General features: G+C 71.9%; 23 protein-coding genes. 13 read left to right on the top strand and 10 right to left on the bottom strand.

Annotated elements, in window-relative coordinates:
- Positions 1 to 211: 211 nt before the first annotated feature.
- The 5 genes from AQJ11_RS29770 (at position 212) to AQJ11_RS29750 (ending at position 5,123) form a co-directional block, all read left to right on the top strand.
- A complete protein-coding gene (locus AQJ11_RS29770; RefSeq protein WP_208616643.1) occupies positions 212 to 1,381 on the top strand; it encodes a sensor histidine kinase in 1,170 nt (389 codons plus the stop codon).
- Positions 1,378 to 2,037: a response regulator gene (locus tag AQJ11_RS29765; protein WP_059265210.1), complete on the top strand. Its 660-nt coding sequence runs from the start codon at positions 1,378 to 1,380 to the stop codon at positions 2,035 to 2,037. Before AQJ11_RS29770 ends, AQJ11_RS29765 begins: the two co-directional genes overlap by 4 nt.
- 113 nt (positions 2,038 to 2,150) lie before the next feature.
- Positions 2,151 to 2,789, top strand: a complete 639-nt coding sequence (locus tag AQJ11_RS29760; protein WP_059265209.1) for a GOLPH3/VPS74 family protein — start codon at positions 2,151 to 2,153, stop codon at positions 2,787 to 2,789.
- A gap of 15 nt (positions 2,790 to 2,804) precedes the next feature.
- The gene (locus tag AQJ11_RS29755; protein WP_059265294.1) at positions 2,805 to 4,367 is read left to right on the top strand and encodes a carboxylesterase/lipase family protein; all 1,563 of its coding nucleotides are present in this window, start codon (positions 2,805 to 2,807) and stop codon (positions 4,365 to 4,367) included.
- Positions 4,368 to 4,457: 90 nt separating this feature from the next.
- Positions 4,458 to 5,123 carry a hypothetical protein gene (locus AQJ11_RS29750; RefSeq protein WP_059265208.1) on the top strand — a complete coding sequence of 222 codons (666 nt, stop codon included), beginning with the start codon at positions 4,458 to 4,460 and terminating at the stop codon, positions 5,121 to 5,123.
- Positions 5,124 to 5,381: 258 nt separating this feature from the next.
- Here AQJ11_RS29750 and AQJ11_RS29745 read toward each other — a convergent pair whose 3' ends face one another.
- The 3 genes from AQJ11_RS29745 to AQJ11_RS29735 all read right to left on the bottom strand — a co-directional run bounded on the left by AQJ11_RS29745 (position 5,382) and on the right by AQJ11_RS29735 (position 8,137).
- Positions 5,382 to 5,927, bottom strand: coding sequence for a hypothetical protein (locus tag AQJ11_RS29745; protein WP_059265207.1), 546 nt, complete (start codon positions 5,925 to 5,927; stop codon positions 5,382 to 5,384).
- A gap of 486 nt (positions 5,928 to 6,413) precedes the next feature.
- On the bottom strand, positions 6,414 to 7,304 hold the full coding sequence (locus AQJ11_RS29740) for an SDR family oxidoreductase (protein ID WP_398780896.1): 891 nt from the start codon (positions 7,302 to 7,304) through the stop codon (positions 6,414 to 6,416).
- Positions 7,304 to 8,137 carry a DUF1990 domain-containing protein gene (locus AQJ11_RS29735; RefSeq protein WP_244218410.1) on the bottom strand — a complete coding sequence of 278 codons (834 nt, stop codon included), beginning with the start codon at positions 8,135 to 8,137 and terminating at the stop codon, positions 7,304 to 7,306. The genes AQJ11_RS29740 and AQJ11_RS29735 overlap by 1 nt, the downstream gene beginning before the upstream one ends.
- A 104-nt stretch (positions 8,138 to 8,241) precedes the next feature.
- Between AQJ11_RS29735 and AQJ11_RS29730 the strand changes: the two genes are divergently transcribed.
- The gene (locus AQJ11_RS29730) at positions 8,242 to 8,454 is read left to right on the top strand and encodes a hypothetical protein (protein WP_014677155.1); all 213 of its coding nucleotides are present in this window, start codon (positions 8,242 to 8,244) and stop codon (positions 8,452 to 8,454) included.
- Complete coding sequence (locus AQJ11_RS29725; protein WP_059265205.1) at positions 8,451 to 9,182, top strand: DUF1990 family protein; 732 nt, start codon at positions 8,451 to 8,453, stop codon at positions 9,180 to 9,182. Before AQJ11_RS29730 ends, AQJ11_RS29725 begins: the two co-directional genes overlap by 4 nt.
- A gap of 445 nt (positions 9,183 to 9,627) precedes the next feature.
- On the opposite strand, the gene AQJ11_RS29720 is transcribed toward AQJ11_RS29725, so the two are convergent.
- Positions 9,628 to 10,653 carry an SLAC1 family transporter gene (locus AQJ11_RS29720; protein WP_059265204.1) on the bottom strand — a complete coding sequence of 342 codons (1,026 nt, stop codon included), beginning with the start codon at positions 10,651 to 10,653 and terminating at the stop codon, positions 9,628 to 9,630.
- Between the two features lie 434 nt (positions 10,654 to 11,087).
- On the opposite strand from AQJ11_RS29720, the gene AQJ11_RS29715 reads away from it, so the two are divergent.
- On the top strand, positions 11,088 to 12,227 hold the full coding sequence (locus AQJ11_RS29715) for a major royal jelly family protein (RefSeq protein ID WP_244218409.1): 1,140 nt from the start codon (positions 11,088 to 11,090) through the stop codon (positions 12,225 to 12,227).
- 63 nt (positions 12,228 to 12,290) lie between these two features.
- A complete protein-coding gene (locus tag AQJ11_RS29710; protein ID WP_014677159.1) occupies positions 12,291 to 12,899 on the top strand; it encodes an ester cyclase in 609 nt (202 codons plus the stop codon).
- An 89-nt stretch (positions 12,900 to 12,988) separates the two neighbouring features.
- Here the strand turns inward: AQJ11_RS29710 and AQJ11_RS50450 are convergent, their stop codons facing one another.
- The 3 genes from AQJ11_RS50450 to AQJ11_RS29695 form a co-directional block, all read right to left on the bottom strand.
- On the bottom strand, positions 12,989 to 13,792 hold the full coding sequence (locus AQJ11_RS50450) for an 8-oxoguanine DNA glycosylase OGG fold protein (protein ID WP_208616642.1): 804 nt from the start codon (positions 13,790 to 13,792) through the stop codon (positions 12,989 to 12,991).
- Positions 13,793 to 14,222: 430 nt separating this feature from the next.
- Positions 14,223 to 14,999, bottom strand: a complete 777-nt coding sequence (locus tag AQJ11_RS29700) for an IclR family transcriptional regulator (protein WP_059265201.1) — start codon at positions 14,997 to 14,999, stop codon at positions 14,223 to 14,225.
- A gap of 10 nt (positions 15,000 to 15,009) precedes the next feature.
- Positions 15,010 to 15,471 (bottom strand): MarR family winged helix-turn-helix transcriptional regulator, encoded by a 462-nt coding sequence (locus AQJ11_RS29695; RefSeq protein WP_014677162.1) that lies wholly within the window; start codon positions 15,469 to 15,471, stop codon positions 15,010 to 15,012.
- Positions 15,472 to 15,710: 239 nt separating this feature from the next.
- On the opposite strand from AQJ11_RS29695, the gene AQJ11_RS29690 reads away from it, so the two are divergent.
- From AQJ11_RS29690 to AQJ11_RS29675, 4 genes are read left to right on the top strand one after another with little or no spacing between them, the layout of a single operon-like run.
- Positions 15,711 to 16,628: an SDR family NAD(P)-dependent oxidoreductase gene (locus tag AQJ11_RS29690; RefSeq protein WP_059265200.1), complete on the top strand. Its 918-nt coding sequence runs from the start codon at positions 15,711 to 15,713 to the stop codon at positions 16,626 to 16,628.
- Positions 16,628 to 17,503 carry an amidohydrolase family protein gene (locus tag AQJ11_RS29685; protein WP_059265199.1) on the top strand — a complete coding sequence of 292 codons (876 nt, stop codon included), beginning with the start codon at positions 16,628 to 16,630 and terminating at the stop codon, positions 17,501 to 17,503. The genes AQJ11_RS29690 and AQJ11_RS29685 overlap by 1 nt, the downstream gene beginning before the upstream one ends.
- A gap of 12 nt (positions 17,504 to 17,515) precedes the next feature.
- Positions 17,516 to 19,021, top strand: a complete 1,506-nt coding sequence (gene menE, locus AQJ11_RS29680) for an o-succinylbenzoate--CoA ligase (RefSeq protein WP_059265198.1) — start codon at positions 17,516 to 17,518, stop codon at positions 19,019 to 19,021.
- Positions 19,022 to 19,034: 13 nt separating this feature from the next.
- Complete coding sequence (locus AQJ11_RS29675; RefSeq protein WP_014677166.1) at positions 19,035 to 19,490, top strand: MaoC family dehydratase; 456 nt, start codon at positions 19,035 to 19,037, stop codon at positions 19,488 to 19,490.
- A 148-nt stretch (positions 19,491 to 19,638) separates the two neighbouring features.
- On the opposite strand, the gene AQJ11_RS29670 is transcribed toward AQJ11_RS29675, so the two are convergent.
- The 3 genes from AQJ11_RS29670 to AQJ11_RS29660 are packed head-to-tail and all read right to left on the bottom strand — an operon-like array spanning position 19,639 to position 21,814.
- A complete protein-coding gene (locus tag AQJ11_RS29670) occupies positions 19,639 to 20,574 on the bottom strand; it encodes a PDR/VanB family oxidoreductase (protein ID WP_059265197.1) in 936 nt (311 codons plus the stop codon).
- Positions 20,571 to 20,753: a hypothetical protein gene (locus AQJ11_RS29665; RefSeq protein ID WP_014677168.1), complete on the bottom strand. Its 183-nt coding sequence runs from the start codon at positions 20,751 to 20,753 to the stop codon at positions 20,571 to 20,573. The genes AQJ11_RS29670 and AQJ11_RS29665 overlap by 4 nt, the downstream gene beginning before the upstream one ends.
- Positions 20,750 to 21,814, bottom strand: a complete 1,065-nt coding sequence (locus AQJ11_RS29660) for an aromatic ring-hydroxylating dioxygenase subunit alpha (RefSeq protein WP_059265196.1) — start codon at positions 21,812 to 21,814, stop codon at positions 20,750 to 20,752. Before AQJ11_RS29660 ends, AQJ11_RS29665 begins: the two co-directional genes overlap by 4 nt.
- Positions 21,815 to 21,854 lie beyond the last annotated feature (40 nt).

Raw genomic sequence — 21,854 nt, 5'->3', positions numbered from 1 at the left:
GCCGGGCCGGAGCCGCACCCGCCCCTGCACCTCCCGTTCATCTCCGGAACGGTCTCCGCATGGGGAAGGCCGATGGGAGTGCCGGACCTTGTGACGACGCCGGGCAACAGCGCGGCCGGCCCCGGCGTCCGCGCGACGTCCGGGTTGAAGGGCGACGTCCGCATTGAAGGGGAAGCGCTGATATCGCCGCGCCGCTGGATAAGGTCGGCATGTGGAGGCCAGCACAGGTCAGCAGAACGACGTGTTCGCCGGCGAAGCACGGGGTGAGTTGTCGCCCCGGACGGCCCGGGCGCTGTGGTGCGGGTCGGCGGGCCTGGTGATCGCCGCCCTGGGCGTCCCGGTGTCCGTCGCCGGTGCGGAGGACGGCCGCCGACTGATCGTGGCCACGGCCCTGGTCGTCGTACAGATCGGTGCCCTGAGGTGGCAGACGCGCGCCCCGGTCCCCGTACTGGCCGCGAACGCGGCGACGGGGATCGTGGTGTGGGCGCTGCTGCCCGCGGTGACCTTGACGGGGGCGCTCCTCGCGGCGCAGGTCACGTTGTGCGTGCTGTCGGCCACCCGACCACGGCGGGTGTCGTTGTGGGCGCTCGCGGCGATGTGTCTGCCGGTTCCGTTGGCGTTCGGGGCGGGTGGCAGTGCGAGCCCGGCGGTCTATGTGCTGGCGGTGGTCCTGGCGTGGACCCTGGGGCAGTGGCGCAGGGCGCAGCAGGAGCGGATGAGGGCGGAGATGCGCCGGGCCGTGGTGGAGGAGCGTGCCCGGATCGCGCGCGACGTGCACGACGTGGTGGCGCACACCTTGTCGGTGATGGTCGTTCAGGCGGGCGCCGCGGACGATGTGTTCACCGAGCGGCCGGACCAGGCACGTCAGGCGCTGCGGGACATCGAGGGGGCCGCCCGCTCCGCGCTGGGTGAACTGCGCCTGACCTTGGGGGCGTTCGGGCCCGAGGCGGGCGAGGGCGCGACAGGGGAGCCGCGGACGCCGGGGCCCTCACTGATGCGCCTGGACGAGCTCGCCGACACGGTGCGCGCGACGGGGATGACCGTACACGTGCACCGCGAGGGGGCCGCTGACGGGCTGCCGGCCGCGGTGGACCTGACCGCGTACCGGATCATCCAGGAGGCCCTGACCAACACACTGCGCCACGCGGTCGGCGCCGATGAGGTCAGTGTGCGCGTGATGGACGAAGGACACTGCTTGGAGATCACGGTGGTCGACAACGGACGTACGGCGCAGGGGCTTTGGGCGGGGACCGGCGCGGGACGCGGACTGGTGGGGATGAAGGAGCGCACACGGCTCGTGGGCGGCAGTCTGCACGCCGGCCCACGGCCCGGAGGCGGGTTCGAAGTGGCGGCGCGGCTGCCGGTGGAGCGCGCCTCATGACACTGCGGGTGGTGGTGGCCGACGACCAGACCCTGGTCCGTACCGGATTCCGCATGATCATCGACGCCCGTGAGGACCTGGAGGTGGTCGGTGAGGCGTCGGACGGCCGGGAGGCGGTGCGGCTGACGCGCGAACTGGCGCCCGATGTGGTGCTGATGGACGTACGGATGCCCGTCCTGGACGGCATCCAGGCGACCCGGCGGATCGTCGCGAGCGGGAGCCGGGCCCGGGTCCTCGTGCTGACCACCTGGGATGTGGACGCACACGTGGTTGCCGCGCTGCGGGCAGGAGCGAGCGGCTTCCTGCTGAAGGACATCCGTCCGGGTGAACTCGTCGACGCCATCCGCGTCACCGCGCGGGGCGACGCGCTGCTCGCACCGAGCGTCCTCAGCCGTGTCCTCGACCGGTTCCTGCGCACGACCCCCGACCCGGCGCCGCCGCCGTCCCTGAAGGACCTCTCCGCCCGCGAACGGGAGGTGCTCACCCTGATCGGGCAGGCCCTGTCGAACGCGGAGATCGCCGAGCGGCTGCGCCTGTCGGAGGCCACCGTCAAGAACCACGTCACCGCGGTGCTGCGCAAACTGAACCTGCGCGATCGCGTCCAGGCCGTCGTCGCCGCCTACGACCACGGCCTCGTACGGCCACGACGCCCCTGACAGCCGTCTCCTCCCCAGGGAGGAGACCCGGGCCGCGCTCCTCCCGCGCTCCCAGTGCCGGTCCCCTCCCGCGGCCGATGTGCGACCGGAGGTGCCGGACCTAGCGTCGAGGTGTGATCGACGACCTGCCCTGCACCTTGTATCTGCTGGCCCACGACGAAGCAGCCGAAGCTCCCTACGACCGTTCCCGCGCGGCTCTGCTGGTCCGTGCCGCCGCCCTGATCGACCTCGCGATGCGCGGCCGACTGGAGGAGCATGCCGGCACGGTCACCGTTTCCGGTACGGAACCGACCGGCAACCCCGTCCTGGACCGCGTTCTGCGCGACGCGGCCCACGGCCACAGCTGGAAGCACCTCGTGCGCCGCCACCGCACACACACCCTGACGGACGCGGAGGACCGGCTCATCGCGGCGGGACTCCTCACCGCGAAGGCGCCCCGCACCCGCTTCGGCACACGTCGGCTGAGTGTGACGGACCGCGCCGTGCCCGCCGCGCTCCGCGCCCGCCTGTCCGCGGTCCTGCACTGGGACGGCGCGGTGCGGGACATCCCCGCCGCGGACGCCGCGCTGCTGGCGCTGGCCGCGGCGGGTGGGGTCCGTTCCGTGGTGTCCCGGCAGGACCAGAAGACCTTCCGGGCCCGCATCGACACCTGCACCGCGTCTCTCGCCGCCTTCGCGCCGGGCCTGGAGAAGGCGGTACGCGCCCTTCCGACGACCATGATCGCCGCGCAGGGCGGCATGGGCGGCAGCTGACCGAACGGGGAGATGATGACCACGCACCGCGTCCTGACCACTCTGGGCTGCGCCCTGATCACCGTCCTCACGACGGCCTGGTCGGCTGCGCCACCGGCGCAGCCCGCCCCGCCCGCCGCCACGGTGGTCCGCACCCACCACGGCCCGGTGCGGGGTGTCCACCGCGACGGCTACCGCACCTTCGCGGGCATCCCCTACGCGGCGCCCCCGATCGGCAGCCTGCGCTGGGCGCCGCCTTCCCCCGCGGCCACCTGGTCCGGGACACGGGACGCGAACCGCCCCGCGAGCGCCTGCCCGCAACCGGCCGGCGAGGTGCCCGCCGGCAGCACCGACGAGGACTGTCTCCACCTGAACGTCACGACGCCCGACGGCGCCGGACCGGCACACCCCCGGCCGGTCGTCGTGTGGCTGCACGGCGGCGGGTTCACCACCGGAGCGGGCAGCTCCTACGACGCCCATCGCATGGCCGTCCGCGGTGACGTGGTGATCGTCACCGTCAACTACCGCCTCGGCGCCCTCGGTTTCCTCGCGCACAGCGGGCTGCCCGGCTCCGGCACGTTCGGTCTGGCCGACCAGCAGGCAGCGCTGCGCTGGGTGCGCGCCGAGATCGGCGCCTTCGGCGGCGACGCGCACAACGTGACCCTGGCCGGCGAGTCGGCGGGCGGCTACAGCGTCTGCGCCCAGCTGACCTCGCCCGCCGCGGCGGGGCTGTTCGACCGGGCGATCATCGAGAGCGGCCCCTGCACCGGGCGTCCCGAGCGACCGTTCGCCCCGTCGTCCGTCCCCTTGCCCGCGGCGCGCGCGGCGGGCGCGGACTTCGCGGCGAGAGTCGGCTGCGGTTCCGCACGCGACGTCCTGACCTGCCTGCGGCACGTGGCGGTCTCCCGTCTGCTCGCCGCCCAGAGCGCGGACCAACAGCCCGCCACCGGGACCCCGTTGCTGCCCGACGACCCCGCGGCGGCAATCACCGACGGCCGCTTCCACCACGTCCCCGTACTGATCGGCCACACCCATGACGAGGGCAACGGGTGGGCCGCCGGGATCATCCAGGCCGGCCATCCCGTCACCCCCCAGACCTGGCCCGACGTCGTGGCCGCCTTCTTCCCCGCACCGGGACAGGCGAAGGCGATCGTCCGCGAGTACCCGGTGCACCGCACCGACGGCGGCCCGGTGTTCGGCGCGGTCATCGGCGACGCCGACTTCGCCTGCCCGACGGCGCGCACCGGCGGCCTGCTCGCCGCCCAAGTGCCCGTGTGGCGCTACGAGTTCGCCGACGAACACGCCCCGCTGCTCACCCCGGGCACGCCGCCCTTCCCGCTCGGCGCACCGCACGCGAGCGAACTGCCGTACCTCTTCGACCTGGGCGGCCGTCCCCGCGAGCTGACCGCGGCGCAGCACCGGCTGGCCGACACCATGATCGACTACTGGACGCGCTTCGCCCGCGGCGCCGACCCGAACGGCCCGTCGTCACCGCACTGGCCCCGGCGGACGGTGCTCTCCCTGGCGCCGGACCACATCGTCGCCACCCGCACCACGCGGTCCCGCCACCACTGCGGGTTCTGGAACGGCCTCGGGTGATCCCGGAAACGACCGTCGCAAGAGCCCGTCGAACCGTACGCCGTGGACGAACCGACGAGGAACCCACCACACGAACTCAGGGGGACAGCCATGAACGAAACCGTCGCCAGGCGTCTGACAGGTCTGGCCGGCATCGCCGGCGCAGCCGCCTTCATCATCGAAGTACCCCTGTACTTCCTCTACTCCGGCCCGCCACCGGACTCCAACGTCCTGGCCAGGCTCCTCATCGGAATCCTCGCGCTGGCACTCCTGGTCGTGTTCGTCACGGCCTTCCGTGAGCTGGTCAGGAGGACGGATCCCGCGAGCGAGTGGATCGGCACCCTGGCCTTCGCCGCCGGGCTGGTCTACGCGACGGTCACCCTGGTCTCCAGCGGACTGGAAGGCGGCGCGGTCATCGCCGCCGACCGCCCGATCGACCCCACCGTCACGGTCCACGCCACCTACCTCCTCTACGGGGCGATCGGCCGCCTCATGCTCGCGTTCTTCCTGACCGCCGTGGGATGCGCAGTCTCGCGTACGAAGGTGCTGCCGCGCTGGACCGGCCGCTCCGCCCTCGTTCTGGCAGGGATCAACCTCGCCTTCGTGCCGTCCGTGTTCTTCGGCAACACCCCCGCACACTTCTACGCGGCGAACGGCTGGGGCACGACCGCCCTGATGGGCGCGCTGTTCAGCTACTGGCTGCTCGCCCTGGGTATCTCCGCCTACCGCAGCGCGGCAGGACACACGCCCGCCGGCTCACCGGCTCCGCGGCGCTGAGGCCGCCGGCGCGGCGGAAGCCGGGGGAGCCGGGCGGGGCGGGGGCCGTGTGCGCGTAGATGATGGGGGCGCTGCTGCTGCTTTCCGAGCGGCTCAGCTTGCCGGTGCTGTCGGTGTTCCCGGTGCGGGAGGTGTTCGCCTTCGGCTCGCGTTCACGGCGCCTGCCGGCCCGACCCTGCGGCCGGCAGGGACGGAACGCGACGGGGCACTGCTGAGCGGACAGCGGGCCCAGCGGGCACCCCGCCCGGCAGCGGTGGGTCAGGCGGACGTCGTGGCCAGCGCTTCCTCGGCCTGGCGCAGACGCCACTCCTCGATGGTGTCCTGCTGCCGCCGGGCACGCTGGAGCAGCGCCTCGATGCGTGCACGGTCCAGGCGCTCGTCCGTCGCGCTGAGCCGGTGCAGGGTCTGCCAGACGGCCGCCTTGCCCTCGACCGCCAGCCGCAGCGCTTCCAGATCCAGCACGGTGCCCAGTGGAGAGGGGCGTACCAGCCGGCCGTTGGGTTTCAGCCGTCCCATCTTCTCGCCCGCCCAGCCGGCGCACACCTTGTAGTGGCGAACGGGAACACCGAGGTCCCGCATGACGGCCAGCAGCGCTGTCCGGTCCTGGGCGATCTCTGCCGCGACGGGCCCGAGCGCGCGGGCGAGTGCGGAACCCCGGGAGGTGCGCACCAGACGGGCGGCGCGTTCGGCACCGAGGGTGTCGACGGCGAGGTGGTCATTGAGATAGATGCCGAGCAACTTCACGTCGCGGCCGTGTCCGGCGGGGTGGTGCCGGAGCGCGCCGGAACGGGGAGGGGTGTTCATCTGCGCACTCCTTCGGTCGCTGTGGATTCCCTTGTGCGAGCGGCGGATCGCCGCGAAGCCCGGAGTGCGCGTCGCCGGCCGTCGCCGACCCACCGCACCTGCACAGGGACGGCGCCGACGGTCCGGTCGGGCGACGGACAACTCCGGGCGGTGCGGCACGCGATGCCGTACCCGGTGCTACGTCTTCGTGAGTCGCCGCTTCCGGCCGGGCGCCTCCGTGTAGGACCAGCCCGCCCCCCACCTCGTCCTCGGCCTGGATTCCGTGACTGCGTGACGTGACCTGATCGCCCGCCTCGGCTCCCTGCTCGCCTCGCGCTTCCTCGGCATGCCCGCTTCCCTCGGCACCGGTGCCGAGGGATCTGTTGCCGCTCTTCTAGCGTGGGGGTTTCCGGCCGATTCCGCGACGCGGAACCCGCCCCGCCCGGTGTGGCTCCGCCGCGCTGCCGCAGAACGCTTCCGGTCCCGTCCGGTGCTGTGGGCAGGGGATCAACCCCGCCGGTCGCCATCCGGTGTGGCCGCGGCACGGTCGGCCCGTCCTCCGGTGCCCAGACTGCCCGTGGCACGCAATGGCCGTCCGGCGTCCCAGCGGGGCAGATGGTGCCGGGCCAGCCGCAGTACCAGGGGCGGCAGGGCCCAGCGCAGGGGCTGGACGAGACGCAGCCACGCCGGGATGTAGACGGCGGTGCTGCGGCGCTCGACGGCGCGCGCCAGTCGGGCGGCGACCGCCTCCGCCGGACGGATGTCCCGGACGCCGGGCGGCATGTGCACGCGCAGTTGGCGCAGGGCGGCGAAGTCCTCGGCTTCGCGGATCATGTCGGTGTCCGCCCAGGCGGGATAGGCGACGCCCACCGCGATCCCCTCGTGCGCCACCTCGGCCTGGAGGGCGTGGGCGAAGGCTTCCACACCCGCTTTGGAGGCGCAGTAGGCGCTCATCATCGGGGTGGCTCCGAGTGAGGCGAGCGACGCGACCTGGAGGAAGTAGCCCGCCGTCGCCGTCAGATCGGGCAGGAACGCCCGCGCCGTGTGGGCACTGCCGGTCACGTTCACGTCGATGACACGGCGCCAGGAGGCGGGGTCCGACGTCGCGAAAGGGCCTCCCTCGGCGATTCCCGCGTTCGCCACGACCGCCGACGGCCGGCCGAGGTGTTCGCGGACCTCGCCCGCCGCATCGTCCAGGGCGGAGCTGTCGGTGACGTCGACCTCGACCGCCAGCGCCGGTGTGGGCAGGCTGGCCGCCAAGGCGTCCAGTTCGGGCCCCTCATGGCCGAGAAGTGCCAGGCGCGCCCCGCGCCGGGCCAGTTCGTGCGCCAGTGCCGCTCCCAGTCCGCGCGCGGCTCCGGTGATCACGACGGTCCGGTCCTGGAGCGGGCCGGCCATCACGTGCCGTCCCTTCGCCAGTGGTCCCGGCCCGCGCCCGGCTGACCGAACCGGTCCGCCGACGGTGCCCCCTGGGCCGGCGCGCCCGAAGAGTCCTTCCCGGCCGGGGAGAGCGGGCGCACCGGTGTCCTGTCCGGGGATTCGAGCCATCGGGTGGAGATGTGCACACCGTCGGCCGGCCGGCCTCCCGACATCGCGGCGGCGGCCAGACAGAAGCGGACCCACATGTTGAGCTGGATCTCCTTCGCCAGGCGCAGGTGCGAGTACAGAAGGTGCACCAGGCGGCTGCCGGGGCACGCCCAGAGCTCGATCTCGAACACCAGCAGACCGTCCTCCTCCCGCGCGCGGAAATGCACCTGACCGGCCTCCATGTGACCGCGCAGGGTCACCAGATGCAGACGGTCGACGTCACGGTGGACGACCTTGACGGGTCCGTTCCAGGGTCCTGGCATCTCCACCAGCAACTCGTCCCCGACGTCCAGACCGTGGTCACGGAGCTCACCGGTGCGGATGTCGACCACCTCGGAGGGAACGAAACGCTTGAAATCACAGCAGACCCATTCGATGAGCCGCTCCGGACCGACGTCGGCATCGGTGATGCGCACGCGGAAGAGGCGGTGGAAGAGGGGGCCGTAGCCGTCCTGGGCCCGTTGCACCCGGCTGTCGGCCGCTGCGGGCGGCAGCCGCGGTGGGAGGTCCGTCTCGTCACCGCGGCACTCGCCGCCTCGGTGCAACGGCGTCGTCTCCCACAGGTAGCGCCACGAGACCAGCCCTGTGCCCAGAAGCCACCGCGCGAGCACGGCCAGCGTTCGAGGACAGCGTGGAGGCGTCATCCCTGCCCCTTAGACTCCGTATGAAACGCTATTAATCGGCGTATATCCTGACAAAAGACGCACTCTCGAAAATAGTGACACAAGCAAGCGATCCGGAGGTTCCCATGGTGGTCCGGCTCCTGCACCGCGCAGGTGTGCGGAGTACTCATCTGCACCTGGTCTCGCTCGCCTCCGTCGGCCTGTGCGTGACGTTGTGGGTGCGCGCGAAGACCGTCGACCAGGAGCAACGGGGGAACGCCGAGCGGCGCGCGCTCTTCGTGGGTCTGTGGCCGCCGACGCTGTGGCTGATCGGCGACTCGCTCGAAGGTTCCCAGTGAGTTCCCTGGGCAACTGGGCCTTCGGACGCCTCGACGCCGTACAGGCGTGGCGGGACCTCGCGGACGCGCGCGTCAACTACTCGGTCGACGAGGTACGCCGGCCGTCCTGGAACATCGACGTTCACCGCACCGCGCTGCCGGCGGAGCGACCGGGACCACCGGAGCCGGCAGGCCCATGGGAACGGGCCTGCCGCCTGGTCCGCGACTACGAGTTCTCACCGCCGGAGATCGTGCGCGCGCTCTACGACCCCGCCGCACCGTTGCTCGGCCGCGACATGTTGCTGGAGGCTCGGTTCCACGGCATGCACTTCTACTGCGGTGTGCGCGTCACCAGGGTGGTGGACGAGGTGCGCGACGGGGCCGACCGCGTCTGGGGATGGGCCTACGAGACCTTGGAGGGCCACCTGGAACGCGGCCGGGCCACCTACGAGGTGGTGAAGCGGCAGGACACCGGCGAGGTGCTGTTCGTCGTCTCATGCCATTCCCAGGGTGCCCCCACCCTGGACCGGATCACCTTCCTCGGGTGGCGCGTGTTCGGCCGCCGCACCCAACTGCGGTTCTATCGCAGGTGTGCCGAACGGCTGCGCCTGTTCGTCGAGGCCGAGCTACGCGGCCAGGAACCGCTGCCCGGCCGTTCCCCGGTCGTCGGGCGTCTGGTGTGCGCGCCCTCCGACACGAGGATGCACCGCACGGACGCGCTGGCGATCCACCGGGTCGCTCCCGCCTGAGGCGCGCGGGCGCGTCCGCGCGGGCAAGGGCGAACTCGAAACGTCCGTCGAAGGAGTCCGCGTGAAGGTGCTCGGCGGCCGAAGTCATCGCGGGATACCCCACCTTGTCGAGCTTGCTGCCTTCCGGAGCGAGAGCGCCCCCAACACCTTGCTGTTCCTGAGTGATGCCGGCCTTGGGTGTCGGTCCCGCCCCAGCAGCGTGCTGTTCATGACCTCGGCGAACCGGTGGGCGGTCGGCTCGGGGGAGTGCACCCCCGACACCAGCCGCGCAGCGTCCCGGTGCGTGAGGGGCACGCCGCGGCACCCGCGACCGAGGACGGAACGCGCCCCTCGCCGGTGCCGGACATGCGGATCGGGCCGCCCCCCGGTGGGGACGGCCCGTCGGACACCCGGTGCCGGGGCCGCTGGCCCGAGGCCGTCCAGCCGCCGGCCTCGCGGCGGCGCTTCAGCAGGCTGCCGTCGCCGGGTGCGCGGTGCGGCCGGTGTGGTGACGGCGCATCCGGTGGAAGGGGACCAGGGCCAGGGAGCGGACCGCGACGGCTCCGATGACACCGGTGGCGACGGCGACCACGACCCAGCCCACCGGGGCGCTCCACGTCGCCCCGGTGAGGGACAGCAGCCGGATGCCGTAGGTCGCACTGGCCGCGGTGGTGAAGGTCAGGGCCCAGAAACCGAGGGTGAAGGGAAGCCGCAGGTAGTCCTTCACGAGGAAGAGGTGGGGCAGGAGCAGGGCGGCCATCGTGCCGAGCAGGATCTCGTGGACCGTTCCGGGCCGGCCCCCGGTGATCACCCACCAGGCGTTGCCCGCGACGGCCGGCGGCGCCGAGAAGATCGCCAGGGTAGGCAGCAGGGGCCGCGGGAGTTCGGGACCGGTCGCGAAGCGGACCAGCAGCAGGCTCCCGATCAGCAGCCAGAACAGGATGCCCGCGGCGAACAACACCTTCGCCGCACCGGGGTGACCGATCGTCGCGACGGATTGGGCCGAGATCAGGGACGCCGCGACCGTGGGCAGCAGATGACCGCCGTGCAGCGTCGCCGGGTCGCGCGGCACGGTCAGCAGCCTGGCGACGAACCACGCGCCGAAGCCGGCGCCGAGGGCCAGCATGGCCCACACCAGCCCTCTGCCCACCAGGGGGAACGACACGGCAAGCCGGGCCGACATCAGCGAGGCGGCGACGGGCACGAGGGCCGCGAACGGGCCGAGAACAGGGTGGCGCAGATCGTCGGCGACCTCGTGCGGCCTGAGCCCGGCCGCGGCGTACCGGAGCACGGTCACCAGCCACGCGGTCGCGGCCACCAGCCAGAGGGCGGTCCCGATCACCCGCGGCGCCCCCAGTTCGGCGGCGGCCGTCCAGGTCCCCGCCAGCCCGGACAGGCCGAAGGAGATGCCGAAGGTGTTGAGCGGAAGCCGGGCCCGGGCGGGTCGCGCGGTGCCGGCGGACCGGCCCGTACGGGAGGTGGATGCGGACATCGGGACTCCAGTGGTGCGTCGAGCGGGCGGCGCCACCAGGGCACCTCCGCCTAGGGATGGTTGACGTCCTGTTTCCGAGGACGCTCCGATCGTGCGCTCCCGCCGCCACATGAGTCCAAGGAATGGTTCTCATCCTATCGATAGGTACAGCGCATGACATGCCTGCGGGGGACTCGATCATGCATGGAACCTATGGAAGCCAGCACATCCAATCATTGGAATCATCGCGGCTCCCGTACCAGAGTGATGCGGGACCCCACCGGCGTCAGTCGTTCGACGGAAGCACGCGGGCAGGGGCCGTTGTGCACTGATGTGCGGAATGCAACCCGAGGTGACCTTCTTCGTGAAGGCCCCAGCACAGTTGGGAGCCAGTCCTTATGCGTACCCCCGATCCCGCTTCGACGACAGGTCCGGACCGGCGTACGGTGCTCGCCGTGCCACTCGCCGCGGGCGCGGCCCTGGCGGTCGGCGCCGGGCAGGCGGAGGCCGCCCCACGGCCGGTCAGCGGCGCCCCGCACGCACACCCGCACGCACCGCGGTTGGAGACGGTGGCCACGTTCGACGGTGCGATGCCGACCGGTGTCACCGTCTCACGTGGTGGCCGCGTGTTCGTCAACTTCCCCCGGTGGGGCGACGACGTGCCGTTCACCGTGGCGGAGATCCGGCACGGCAAGCCCGCCGCCTACCCGGACCGGGAGGTCAACACCCCTGACACGACCGCCCCGGAGCGGCACTTCCTGGGCGTGCAGAGCGTCGTCGTCGACGCCGCCGACCGCCTGTGGGTGGTCGACACCGGCCGGGTGGAGTGGGCCGACGCGCCGTACGGCGGGCCCAAGTTGGTGGCCGTCGACCTGGCCACCGACAAGGTGGTGCGCACCATCGTCTTCCCCGCCTCGGTGGCCGGTCCGCGCAGCTTCGTCAACGACGTGCGCTTCGACCTGGTCCACGGCTTCGCGTATCTCACCGATGCCACACCGGACGGCCCCAACGGGCTGATCGTCGTGAACCTGGCCACGGGGGAGTCGTGGCGGCGCCTGGACGACACCCCGTCGACGCTGCCGGTTCCGGGGTTCGTGCCGACGATCGACGGCCGGCCGATGCTGAACCGTCCGGACGGCACGTCCGCGGGGACGCCCATCGGCATCGGTGTGGACGGGATCGCGCTGAGCCCCGACGGTGAGTGGCTGTACTACTGCCCGCTGTCCAGCCGGCGGCTGTACGGGGTGCGCACACGCGACCTCATCCGTCTGCGGAAGACCGCCATACAGGTGCACGACCTCGGTGTGAAGGGGATGTCCGACGGTCTGGAGACCGACCGTGCGGGGCGCGTGTACGCGGGTGACATCGAGCGCAAGGCGATCGTCCGCCGCGACACCGACGGCAGCTATCACACGCTGGTGCAGGACGAGCGGCTCAGCTGGCCCGACACGTTCTCCATCGGCTACGACCACAAGCTCTACGTCGTCGCCAACCAGCTCAACCGCCAGGCCGCCTACAACGGCGGCACAGACCTCCGGCGCAAGCCGTACGTGCTGTACCGCCTGCCCATCGGCAGCGGACCGGCACGCCGTTGACCCGAGCCGGCTCAGGCCGGACTCCTCCCTCCCGCAACCGTTCGACCGAAAGGCGGATTCCCCATGTCCCGCAAGTTCACTCGTGCCGCCGTGGCGGCCTCCGTCGCCGCCGCTGTCGCGGCCGGTACCGCGCTGGCCGCCCAGCCGTCCGTCGCCGAGGACCGACAGCGGACCGGCTCCCACGCCTGGCCCTGGAAGCTGGTCGACGGCTCGCCCGACCTGGTGAGGCCGACGGCGCTGACGGTGGACCGCTCGATCGGTGAGCGCCGGGCGGTGCTTGAGGTACGTCTCGCGCAGCAGCTGTACACCTTCTGGAACACCGGTGAGGAGAAGTACCTCGACGCGTCGGTCAGCCCGGACTTCGTGGACAACACCCTGCCGCCCGGTCGGCCGCAGGGCCCCGAAGGCCCGGTGTTCGCCTCGCGGAACTTCCGCGCCGCCGTGCCCGACCTGACGTGCGAACTGGCCGACCTGCTGATCGCCGGTGACAAGATCACCGCTCGGCTCGTCTTCCGGGGCCACTTCACCGGCACCTTCGACGGAGTCCACGGCAAGGGCCAGAAGGTGGACTTCAACGCCATCGACATCCAGCACGTCGGCGAGCGGCAGATCGTCGAGGACTGGCACATCGAGGACAACCAGACCCTGCTGTCCCAGCTCGGCGTCGACTGACCGACCGTCCGCACCGACCCCCGCCCCCGCCACGCGGTGGTCCCTCCCGGCCGTCCACCAGGCGCGGCACCGGACCGATCGGTGCCTGACTACTTCCATCCGGCCTTGAACAGCGCGCATTCGAGCAGGTCGGGGCCGGCATCAGGCGGCCAGGTGCCGGTGGAGGTCAGCTGACGGGTGGCTGCGTGCATGAACGAGAGGTAGACCTCGTAGCGGTGGGGCGACCAGTTCCAGTCCGCCCACACCCAGGCAGCGACCGAGCCGTCGGGGTCGTGGCCTGTCTCCCTTCCGACCGCGGCGGCCAGGGACCGCATCCGCAGGGAAAGAACACGGTCGAGGACGAGCGGTCTCGGGCCCCGCACGGCCGGCAGTGCCGCGCCTGCGAAGTACAGGAACTTGGTGAAGAAGGACGGCCCGAGCCCGGGGATCCGCTGATGGAGGGCCGCGTACGCCTGCCGTGAGCCGTGCTCGCCGAGCGTGGTGACCGCGAGAGCCAGGGCCGCGTCCAGGCTGTCGGCGGCCAGGATTCTCTCCAGTGTGACCGGCCCGCTGCCACCGGCGGTGCCGCGCTTGCCCTTCCCCCAGACGTACGTCGTCACGAGGGCCTCGCGGAAGGCCTCGCGCCGTAGCGCGTCCGCGACGGCCGAGGTCACCTGCGCCCGGCTGACTCCGGCATCACCGGTGTGGGAAGGGCGGGCCAGAGCAGAGGGCCACGGAGTGATCCGCGCCCACCGGCTGGGCGTGTAGCGGATGGTGTGCGCACCCGGTGTTGCGTCCGTGTACGTTGCCGCGTTCTCCGCCCACCAGCGGCCCAGGGCCGTCACCGCGGCATCGGGCAGCCGCCGCGCGGCGAGCTCCCGGTCCACCGCATCCGCGCGCTCTTGTCTGTTCACGTTCCCCCGGCGCCCTTCCCCGGTGGGGCCAGCGCCCCGCGTGCACCGCTGCCGACCCCCACAAACGGTGCGAGCGAAGGAAGTTGACGCCCCCGCCTCTCCAGCAGCGTTGAGTATGACATGTGCTCCGGGTCCTGATGCGTGGGGTCGAGCCAGGTCTCGCAGTGGTCCTCGGTGAGTGCGAGGGGCATGCGGGTGCACGCGGCCGGCTGCGTCGGTGTCCTCCGCGTCCATGGTGCCCGCGAGGCGACATCGCGGCGGGTGCGACGACTTACGGCGCGCTGACACCCCCGTTCGCCCCGGACGGCTGGTGCGCAGGACTCCGCCGGGCCTTCGACCGCCCGCCGGCCGCCGCAGAGCGCCCGCTCCTGCCGTCGGGCTCCGGCACCCCGGCTTCCCGCCCCAGAGCCCGAACCGCGCGGACCTCGGCTCAGCGTGCCTCCGGCCGCCACCCCAGCGCCCGTGATATTCCCCGAGCCGCGAGCCGTACCGCCGGGACCAGCACGGCTGCCTGGGCCGTCGCGTGGGGGACCACGATCGACACCGCCGCCGTCACCCCGCCGTCGCGGCCGTGTACGGGGGCCGCCACCGACAGGGTGTCCTCGGTGATCTGACGACTGCTCACGGCCACGCCCGATCGCCGTACCTCCGCCAGTTCGCGGCGCAGTCGCGCGGGATCCGCGATGGTGTACGGGGTGAACGCGGTCAGCGGCCCCGCGCAGTACGCCTCCTGGAACGGCTGCCCGCTGTGGGCCAGCAGCGCGAGCCCGACCCCGGTGGCGTGCAGCGGCCAGCGGGCGCCGACCCGGATGTGGACGCCGACCGCGGAGCGCCCGGAGAGCCACTCGACGTACACGACCTCCCCGCCGTCGCGCACCGCCAGCTGCACGTTCTCGTGCGTCGCCTCGTACAGGTCCTCCAGGTACGGCAGCGCCACCTGCCGCAGCGCGAGTCCGCGCGGAGCGAGCGCCGCGATCTCCCACAGCCTCAGCCCCACGTGGTAGAGACCGTCCGCGTCCCGCTCCAGGGCGCCCCACTCGGTCAGCGCCCCCACCAGCCGGTGCGTGGTGGTGAGGGTGAGCCCGGCCCGGCGGCTGATGTCGGTCAGACAGAGCGCCGGATGCGCGTGGTCGAAGGCCGCGAGCACGGCGAGCAGCCGGTCCGGTGCGGAGCGCACCGTCCGCGGGGGCAGCGCGTCGGCGGTCATCGGGACGGCGTCACCCGAGCCCGTTCTCGGCGACCCTCAGCAGCAGCGTGTGCAGGGCGTCCCGCTCCTCGGCGTCGAGCGGTCGGAGCAGTTCGCCCGTGACCCGCGAACCCGCCTCGTCGGTGTCGCGCAGGAAGACCCGGCCGGCCTCGGTCAGCACGACGATACGGCTGCGCCGGTCGTCCGGGGAAGGACGGCGCTCGGCGAACCCCAGCCTCTCCAGGTCGTCGACCAGGCCGACGATCGCGCTCGGATCGTAGCCGAGGGAGGTGCTCAACTCCCGTTGCAGGGCGCCCTCGGAGGCGGCGAGGAAACGCAGCAGCGCGTAGTGGCGCAGCCGCAGGCCGGACTCCTGGAGGAAGGCGTTGAACAGCTGGCCCGAGCGCAGCCCGAGCCGGTACAGCAGATAGCCGGTGTCCGCGTGCAGCCCGCGCATCCACGGCTCCCGGGCGTCGATCGGGGCGGAGCCCACGGCGTGTTCTGGGGCGTGCTGCTGGCCGGTGATGGCGGGCTCCCTGGGCCGGGCCTCCGTCCGGAGGCGGGACGTACGTACGTGCTGCCCCCCAGCATGCCGCACGGACCGGTCGGCAACAACTATTGACGACAACAATGATTGTCCTTAGCTTCGATCTCGGACCGCACGCCGCCCGAGTCACCGGCGCACCCGCCGCGGCGCGCCCGGCGGCCGACCCCTTGGGAAGGGACCCGCTCGTGCCCAGCATCGATCTCACCGGCAAGGTGGCCGTCGTCACCGGAAGCGGCCGTGGCCTCGGCCTGGCCTACGCCCATGCCCTCGCCGCCCACGGCGCCGCCGTGGTCGTGAACGACGTCGACGAGGCCGTCGCCCAGCAAGCCGTGAAGTCCGTCACCGAGGCGGGCGGCAAGGCCGTGGCCGAGGCCGTCGCGGTCGGTACCGGCGAGGCCGCCGACCGGCTGGTCGCCCGCGCCGTGGAGGAGTTCGGCCGCCTGGACATCCTGGTCACCAACGCCGGCATCCTGCGCGACAAGGTGCTGTGGAAGATGACCGACGACGACTTCGACGCGGTGATCACCACCCATCTGCGCGGTACCTTCACCTGCGCCCGAGCCGCCGCCGTCCGGATGCGTGAGCAGGGCGAGGGCGGCACGATGATCCTGGTCGGCTCCCCGGCCGGACAGCGCGGCAACTTCGGACAGACGAACTACGCCGCCGCCAAGGCCGGCATCGCCGCCATGGCCCGCACCTGGTCGATGGAGCTGGCCCGCGCGCACATCACCGTCAACGCGATCGTTCCGGTCGCCGCCACCGCCATGACCGAGACCATCCCGGCCTTCGCCCCCTACATCGAGGCCATGAAGCACGGCCAGCCGCTGCCCGACTTCCTCCGCAAGGGCGAGGGGTTCGGCACCCCCGAGGACTGCGCCGCTCTCGTACCCTTCCTCGCCTCCGAGGCGGCACGCGGCGTGACCGGCCAGGCCATCGGCATCGGCGGTGACAAGGTGGCACTCTGGTCGCACCCGCAGGAGATCACGGCGGCGTACGCGGACGGCGGCTGGTCCCCGGACACCCTCGCCGACGTGTGGGCCACCTCCGTCGGCGCCGAACCGCAGACCGTCGGCATCCCGGCGCCGAAGTTCCCGGAGGCGTGATGGGCCTGGACAAACTCGTCGCGATCGACGTCCACACCCACGCCGAGGTCTCCTCCAAGGGACACTCCTCGCTGGACGACGACCTGCACCACGCCTCCTCCGCCTACTTCAAGGTGGAGGGCGACCGGAAGCCGACCCTGGAGGAGACGGCCGCGTACTACCGCGAGCGGAAGATGGCCGCCGTGATCTTCACGGTCGACGCCGAGTCCGCCACCGGCACCGAGCCGGTCCCCAACGAGGAGGTCGCCGAGGCCGCCGCAGCCAATCCGGACGTGCTGATCCCGTTCGCCTCCATCGACCCCTTCCGCGGCAAGGCCGGCGTGAAGCAGGCCCGGCGCCTGGTCGAGGAGTACGGGGTGAAGGGCTTCAAGTTCCACCCCAGCATCCAGGGTTTCCTGCCCAACGACCGCTCGGTGGCCTACGGCCTGTACGAGGTCATCGAGGAGACCGGGACCATCGCCCTGTTCCACACGGGCCAGACCGGCATCGGCGCCGGCGTCCCCGGCGGGGGCGGCATCCGGCTGAAGTACTCCAACCCGCTGCACGTGGACGACGTCGCCGCCGACTTCCCCCACCTGAAGATCATCCTGGCGCACCCCTCGTTCCCCTGGCAGGACGAGGCCCTGGCGGTCGCCACGCACAAACCCGGCGTGCACATCGACCTGTCCGGGTGGTCGCCGAAGTACTTCCCGCCACAACTCGTGCACTATGCCAACACCTTGCTCAAGGACAAGGTGCTCTTCGGCTCGGACTTCCCCGTCCTCACCCCCGACCGCTGGCTCGCCGACTTCGCGAAGCTGTCGATCAAGGACGAAGTGCGCCCGAAGATCCTCAAGGAGAACGCCGCCCGGTTGCTCGGACTGACGACAGCGTGAAGGGGCCGTGAGATGCGCAACGAGGGACTGGGGTCGTGGCCCGCACGCCGGGCCCGCAAGACCCCGCACCGCACCGCCCTGATCCACCGCGACCGGAGCGTCACCTACGCCGAGCTGTACGAACGCACCACCCGCCTCGCGCACGCGCTGCGCGCCCGGGGAGTCCGCCCCGGCGACCGGATCGCCTACCTCGGCCCCAACCACCCCGCCTTCCTGGAGACGCTGTTCGCCGCGGGCACCCTCGGCGCGGTCTTCGTCCCGCTCAACATCCGCCTCGCCGAACCCGAGATCGCCTACCAGCTCGCCGACTCGGGCGCCAAGGCCCTCGTCCACGCGCCCTCGCAGGCCCCGCCGGCGGCCGGACCGCCGGGCAGCACCGAGGTGCGGACATACGTCGAAGTGGGCGCCGCGTACGAGGACTTGCTGGCCGCCGCGAGCGACGAGCCGATCGACCAGCCCGTTCGCCTCGACGACACCTGCATCATCATGTACACCTCGGGGACCACGGGCCGGCCCAAGGGCGCCATGCTCACGCACGGCAACCTGGTCTGGAACGCGTTCAACGTCCTTGTCGACCACGACCTCACCGCCGACGAACGCGCCCTGGTCTCCGCCCCGTTGTTCCACACGGCCGGGCTGAACATGCTCACCCTGCCCGTCCTGCTCAAGGGGGGCACCTGCGTCCTGGTCGAGTCCTTCGACCCGGACGACACCTTCGACCTGATCGAACGCCACCGGATCACCTTCATGTTCGGGGTGCCGGCCATGTTCGACCAGGTGGCCCGGCATCCGCGCTGGGACGGGGCCGACCTGTCCAGCCTCCGCATCCTCACCTGCGGCGGCTCGCCGGTCCCGACCCCGCTGATCGCCACATACCAGGAGCGCGGGCTCACCTTCCTCCAGGGCTACGGCATGACGGAGGCCGCGCCCGGCACCCTCTTCCTGGACGCCGAGCACGCGGTCGGCAAGGCGGGCTCGGCCGGTGTGCCGCACTTCTTCAGCGACGTACGGGTGGTGCGGCCCGACCTCGCACCGGTCGACGTCGGCGAGACGGGCGAGATCGTGGTGCGCGGGCCGCACGTCATGTCCGGCTACTGGGGACTGCCGAAGGAGACCGAGGCTGTCTTCGCCGACGGCTGGTTCCGCAGCGGGGACGCGGCCCGCGTCGACGACGACGGGTACGTCTACATCGTCGACCGCATCAAGGACATGATCATCTCAGGCGGCGAGAACATCTACCCCGCCGAGATCGAGGACCAGCTCCTCGCCCACCCCGACATCGTCGAGTGCGCCGTCATCGGCGTGCCCGACGACACGTGGGGCGAGGTGCCGCGCGCGGTCGTCGTCCCCCGCGAGGGCGCAACGCTCGACCCGGACGAGGTGATCGCCTCACTCTCCGGCCGGCTGGCCAAGTACAAGATCCCCAAAACGGTGGTGATCGCGGACGTCCTTCCGCGCACCGCCTCCGGAAAGCTCCTGAAATCCCGTGTCCGCTCCCGGTACGGCACCACCTCCTAGACAAGGACCACAGATGAGCATCACCGTCAACGGCCTCGACGAACTCAAGAAGCTCGCCGGCGGCGACCTCGGCACCAGCGAGTGGATCGAGGTCACGCAGGAGCGGATCGACACCTTCGCCGACGCCACGGGCGACCACCAGTGGATCCACGTCGACCCGGAAAGGGCGAAGGACGGCCCGTTCGGCGCGCCCATCGCCCATGGCTATCTCACCCTCTCCCTCTTCATCCCGCTCTTCACCGAGCTGCTGGAGGTCGAGGGCGTGTCGACGAAGGTCAACTACGGTCTGGACAAGGTGCGTTTCCCGGCCCCGGTGAAGGTCGGCTCCCGTATCCGGCTGGTCGCGAAGCTCGCCTCGGTGGAGGACGTGCCGGGCGGGGTGCAGATCGCCGTGGACGGCACGATGGAGATCGACGGCGGCGGAAAGCCCGCGGCCGTCCTGCGGAGCCTGTCGCGGTTCTACGTCTGAGCAGGGGGACGCGTGCGACAGGGAGCATGTCCGTCACCGAGGCGTCCCCCTGCGCCGCACCAGCTACTGGGAGCCGACCGACGACGCCGGCTGGCTGAAGCCCGGTTCGGCGAGGGGGAGGTCTACCTCTCGTGACCTGACGGACCTGTCACAGATCGAGCACCAACCGCCCGCCCCGGCACCGGGACACACAGATCATCATGGTCTCGCCGGACTCCCGCTCCTCGTCCGTCAGGACCGAGTCCCGGTGCTCCGGTGTGCCCTCCAGGACGTCGGTCTCGCAGGTGCCGCAGGTGCCCTCGGTGCAGGAGTAGAGCACCTCGACGCCTGCGGCACGCACGGTGTCGAGGATCGACACCCGCGGCGGGACGGTGAGCGTACGGCCGCTCCGCTCCAGGACGACCTCGAACGCGCCGTCGTCTCCGGCGGGTCGCTCCGTGGGCCGGAACCGCTCGACGCGCACCGCCCCGGCCGGGCAGCGCTCCTCCACCGCGTCCAGCAGCGGGCCCGGACCACAGCAGTAGACGAGCGTGCCGTCGGGCAGGCCGTCCAGTACCGGGGCCAGGTCCAGCAGCCCGGTCTCGTCCTGCGGGGCGAGCGTGACCCGGTCCCCGTACCGCTCCAGCTCCGCGGTGAACGCCATGGAGCGGCGGGTGCGGCCGCCGTACAGCAGGGTCCACTCGGCGCCCGCCGCCTCGGCCGCGGCGAGCATCGGCAGGACGGGCGTGATGCCGATGCCGCCCGCGATGAACCGGTAGCGCGGGGAGGGGTGCAGGGGGAAGTGGTTGCGCGGCCCCCGCACCCGTACCTTGTCGCCCTCGCGCACCCGCTCGTGGACGTACGCCGAGCCTCCCCGCCCGTCGGCCTCGCGGAGCACGGCGATCCGCCACAGGCGCCGGTCCGAGGGATCGCCACACAGCGAGTACTGGCGCTCAAGTCCCGGGCCGAGCAGGACGTCGACATGGGCGCCCGGCTCCCAGGCCGGCAGTTCCTCGCCCAGCGGATGGCGCAGGGTCAGGGCGAGCACGCCCTCGGCCGCCGGCTCGCGGCGGTCGACGACGAGTTCGGTCTCGTACACGGTCATGAGGTGGTTCCTCCGGGCTGGTGTCCTTCGGGGTGCGCGAGCATCCACTCCCACATCCGCACCGGGTCGTCGGCGGTGTTCTCGGCGCCGCAGTGACAGGTGCCGTGCAGGACGTCGGTGCCCGGGAGCCAGTCGATGCGGTAGACCTCGCGGCTCACAGCGGCGGACGGCGTGCTCACCGGACCTTCTCCACCGGCTTGTCGCCCTCCTCGACCAGACGGGCGAGGATACGGCGGGCGGCGAGACCACCCGTGTCGATGTTGATGCTCAGCTCCTGGTAGCCGGCCCGCTCGGTGCCGAGTGTCCTCTGCAACAGGTTGAGCGCGTCGACGTCCTGCATGACGACCGTGTGGTTGAAGTCGCGCAGGAACGTGGTGACTTCCTCGTCGTCCTTCGCGAAGTCCCGGGAGACGGCCCAGAAGTCGAACACCTTGCCGTCGGTGGACGGGGTGATCGCATAGGTGATCTCGGTGTGGAAGCCGTTCGGGTCGCCGCCGTCCGGCTCGGGCAGCACGCCGACCGGCGCGATCCGGCTGTGCAGCAGGTAGAGGCAGGGCGCGTGGTACTCGATGTCCTGCCAGCGGGTGATACGGCCCTCGATGCCGGTGGAGCGGGCGTAGAAGGGCGGGCACTCGGCGTCGTCCATGTGCCGGCTGACCCGTACGATGCCGGCGGCCTCGTCGACCTCGGTGGTGATCGGCGTCTCGGCGACCTCCGGGGTGCCGATGTAGCCGCCGTGCAGATACGTCTCGTGGGAGAGGTCGAGGAGGTTGTCCACCAGCAGGCCGTAGTCGGCGTCGATCGGCTCCATGCCGCGCACCGTGACCCAGTCCGGGGAGTCCAGGTGCGGGGCCCGCGGAATGGTCCCCGCGTCGGCGAGCGCCGGGTCGCCGATCCACACCCACACCAGCGAGTCCTGCTCGACGACCGGGTACGAGGCGACCCTGGCCGTGCGCGGGATGCGCTTCTGCCCCGGCACGTACACGCAGGCGCCGGTCGTGTCGTAGGTGAACCCGTGGTACCCGCACACGATGCGGTCCCCGTCGAGCCGGCTCTCCGAGAGGGGGAAGCGGCGGTGGACACAGCGGTCGGCCAGCGCGACCGCGGTGCCGTCGTCCTCGGCGCGGTAGAAGACGAGCGGCTCACCGAGGATCGTACGGCCGAGCAACTCGCGCCCGACCTCGTGGCTGTAGGCGGCGACGTACCACTGGTTCCTTGCGAAGGCGGTCGTGTGAGGCATGGGGGTCGGCTCCCGTCTCTCGTGGTGGCGCCATCGTCGG

The sequence above is a fragment of the Streptomyces corchorusii genome (assembly GCF_001514055.1).
GTDB lineage: Bacteria > Actinomycetota > Actinomycetes > Streptomycetales > Streptomycetaceae > Streptomyces > Streptomyces olivaceoviridis.
This window is presented reverse-complemented; position numbering and strand designations above follow the sequence as displayed.

Bases quoted from the DNA above. Each gene is read 5' to 3' on its own strand.
- AQJ11_RS29765 (WP_059265210.1), top strand. From the start codon at position 1,378: ATGACACTGCGGGTGGTGGTGGCCGACGACCAGACCCTGGTCCGTACC.
- AQJ11_RS29755 (WP_059265294.1), top strand. From the start codon at position 2,805: ATGACCACGCACCGCGTCCTGACCACTCTGGGCTGCGCCCTGATCACC.
- AQJ11_RS29750 (WP_059265208.1), top strand. From the start codon at position 4,458: ATGAACGAAACCGTCGCCAGGCGTCTGACAGGTCTGGCCGGCATCGCC.
- AQJ11_RS29745 (WP_059265207.1), bottom strand. From the start codon at position 5,927: ATGAACACCCCTCCCCGTTCCGGCGCGCTCCGGCACCACCCCGCCGGA.
- AQJ11_RS29740 (WP_398780896.1), bottom strand. From the start codon at position 7,304: ATGGCCGGCCCGCTCCAGGACCGGACCGTCGTGATCACCGGAGCCGCG.
- AQJ11_RS29735 (WP_244218410.1), bottom strand. From the start codon at position 8,137: ATGACGCCTCCACGCTGTCCTCGAACGCTGGCCGTGCTCGCGCGGTGG.
- AQJ11_RS29730 (WP_014677155.1), top strand. From the start codon at position 8,242: ATGGTGGTCCGGCTCCTGCACCGCGCAGGTGTGCGGAGTACTCATCTG.
- AQJ11_RS29720 (WP_059265204.1), bottom strand. From the start codon at position 10,653: ATGTCCGCATCCACCTCCCGTACGGGCCGGTCCGCCGGCACCGCGCGA.
- AQJ11_RS29710 (WP_014677159.1), top strand. From the start codon at position 12,291: ATGTCCCGCAAGTTCACTCGTGCCGCCGTGGCGGCCTCCGTCGCCGCC.
- AQJ11_RS29700 (WP_059265201.1), bottom strand. From the start codon at position 14,999: ATGACCGCCGACGCGCTGCCCCCGCGGACGGTGCGCTCCGCACCGGAC.
- AQJ11_RS29685 (WP_059265199.1), top strand. From the start codon at position 16,628: ATGGGCCTGGACAAACTCGTCGCGATCGACGTCCACACCCACGCCGAG.
- menE (WP_059265198.1), top strand. From the start codon at position 17,516: ATGCGCAACGAGGGACTGGGGTCGTGGCCCGCACGCCGGGCCCGCAAG.
- AQJ11_RS29675 (WP_014677166.1), top strand. From the start codon at position 19,035: ATGAGCATCACCGTCAACGGCCTCGACGAACTCAAGAAGCTCGCCGGC.
- AQJ11_RS29670 (WP_059265197.1), bottom strand. From the start codon at position 20,574: ATGACCGTGTACGAGACCGAACTCGTCGTCGACCGCCGCGAGCCGGCG.
- AQJ11_RS29660 (WP_059265196.1), bottom strand. From the start codon at position 21,814: ATGCCTCACACGACCGCCTTCGCAAGGAACCAGTGGTACGTCGCCGCC.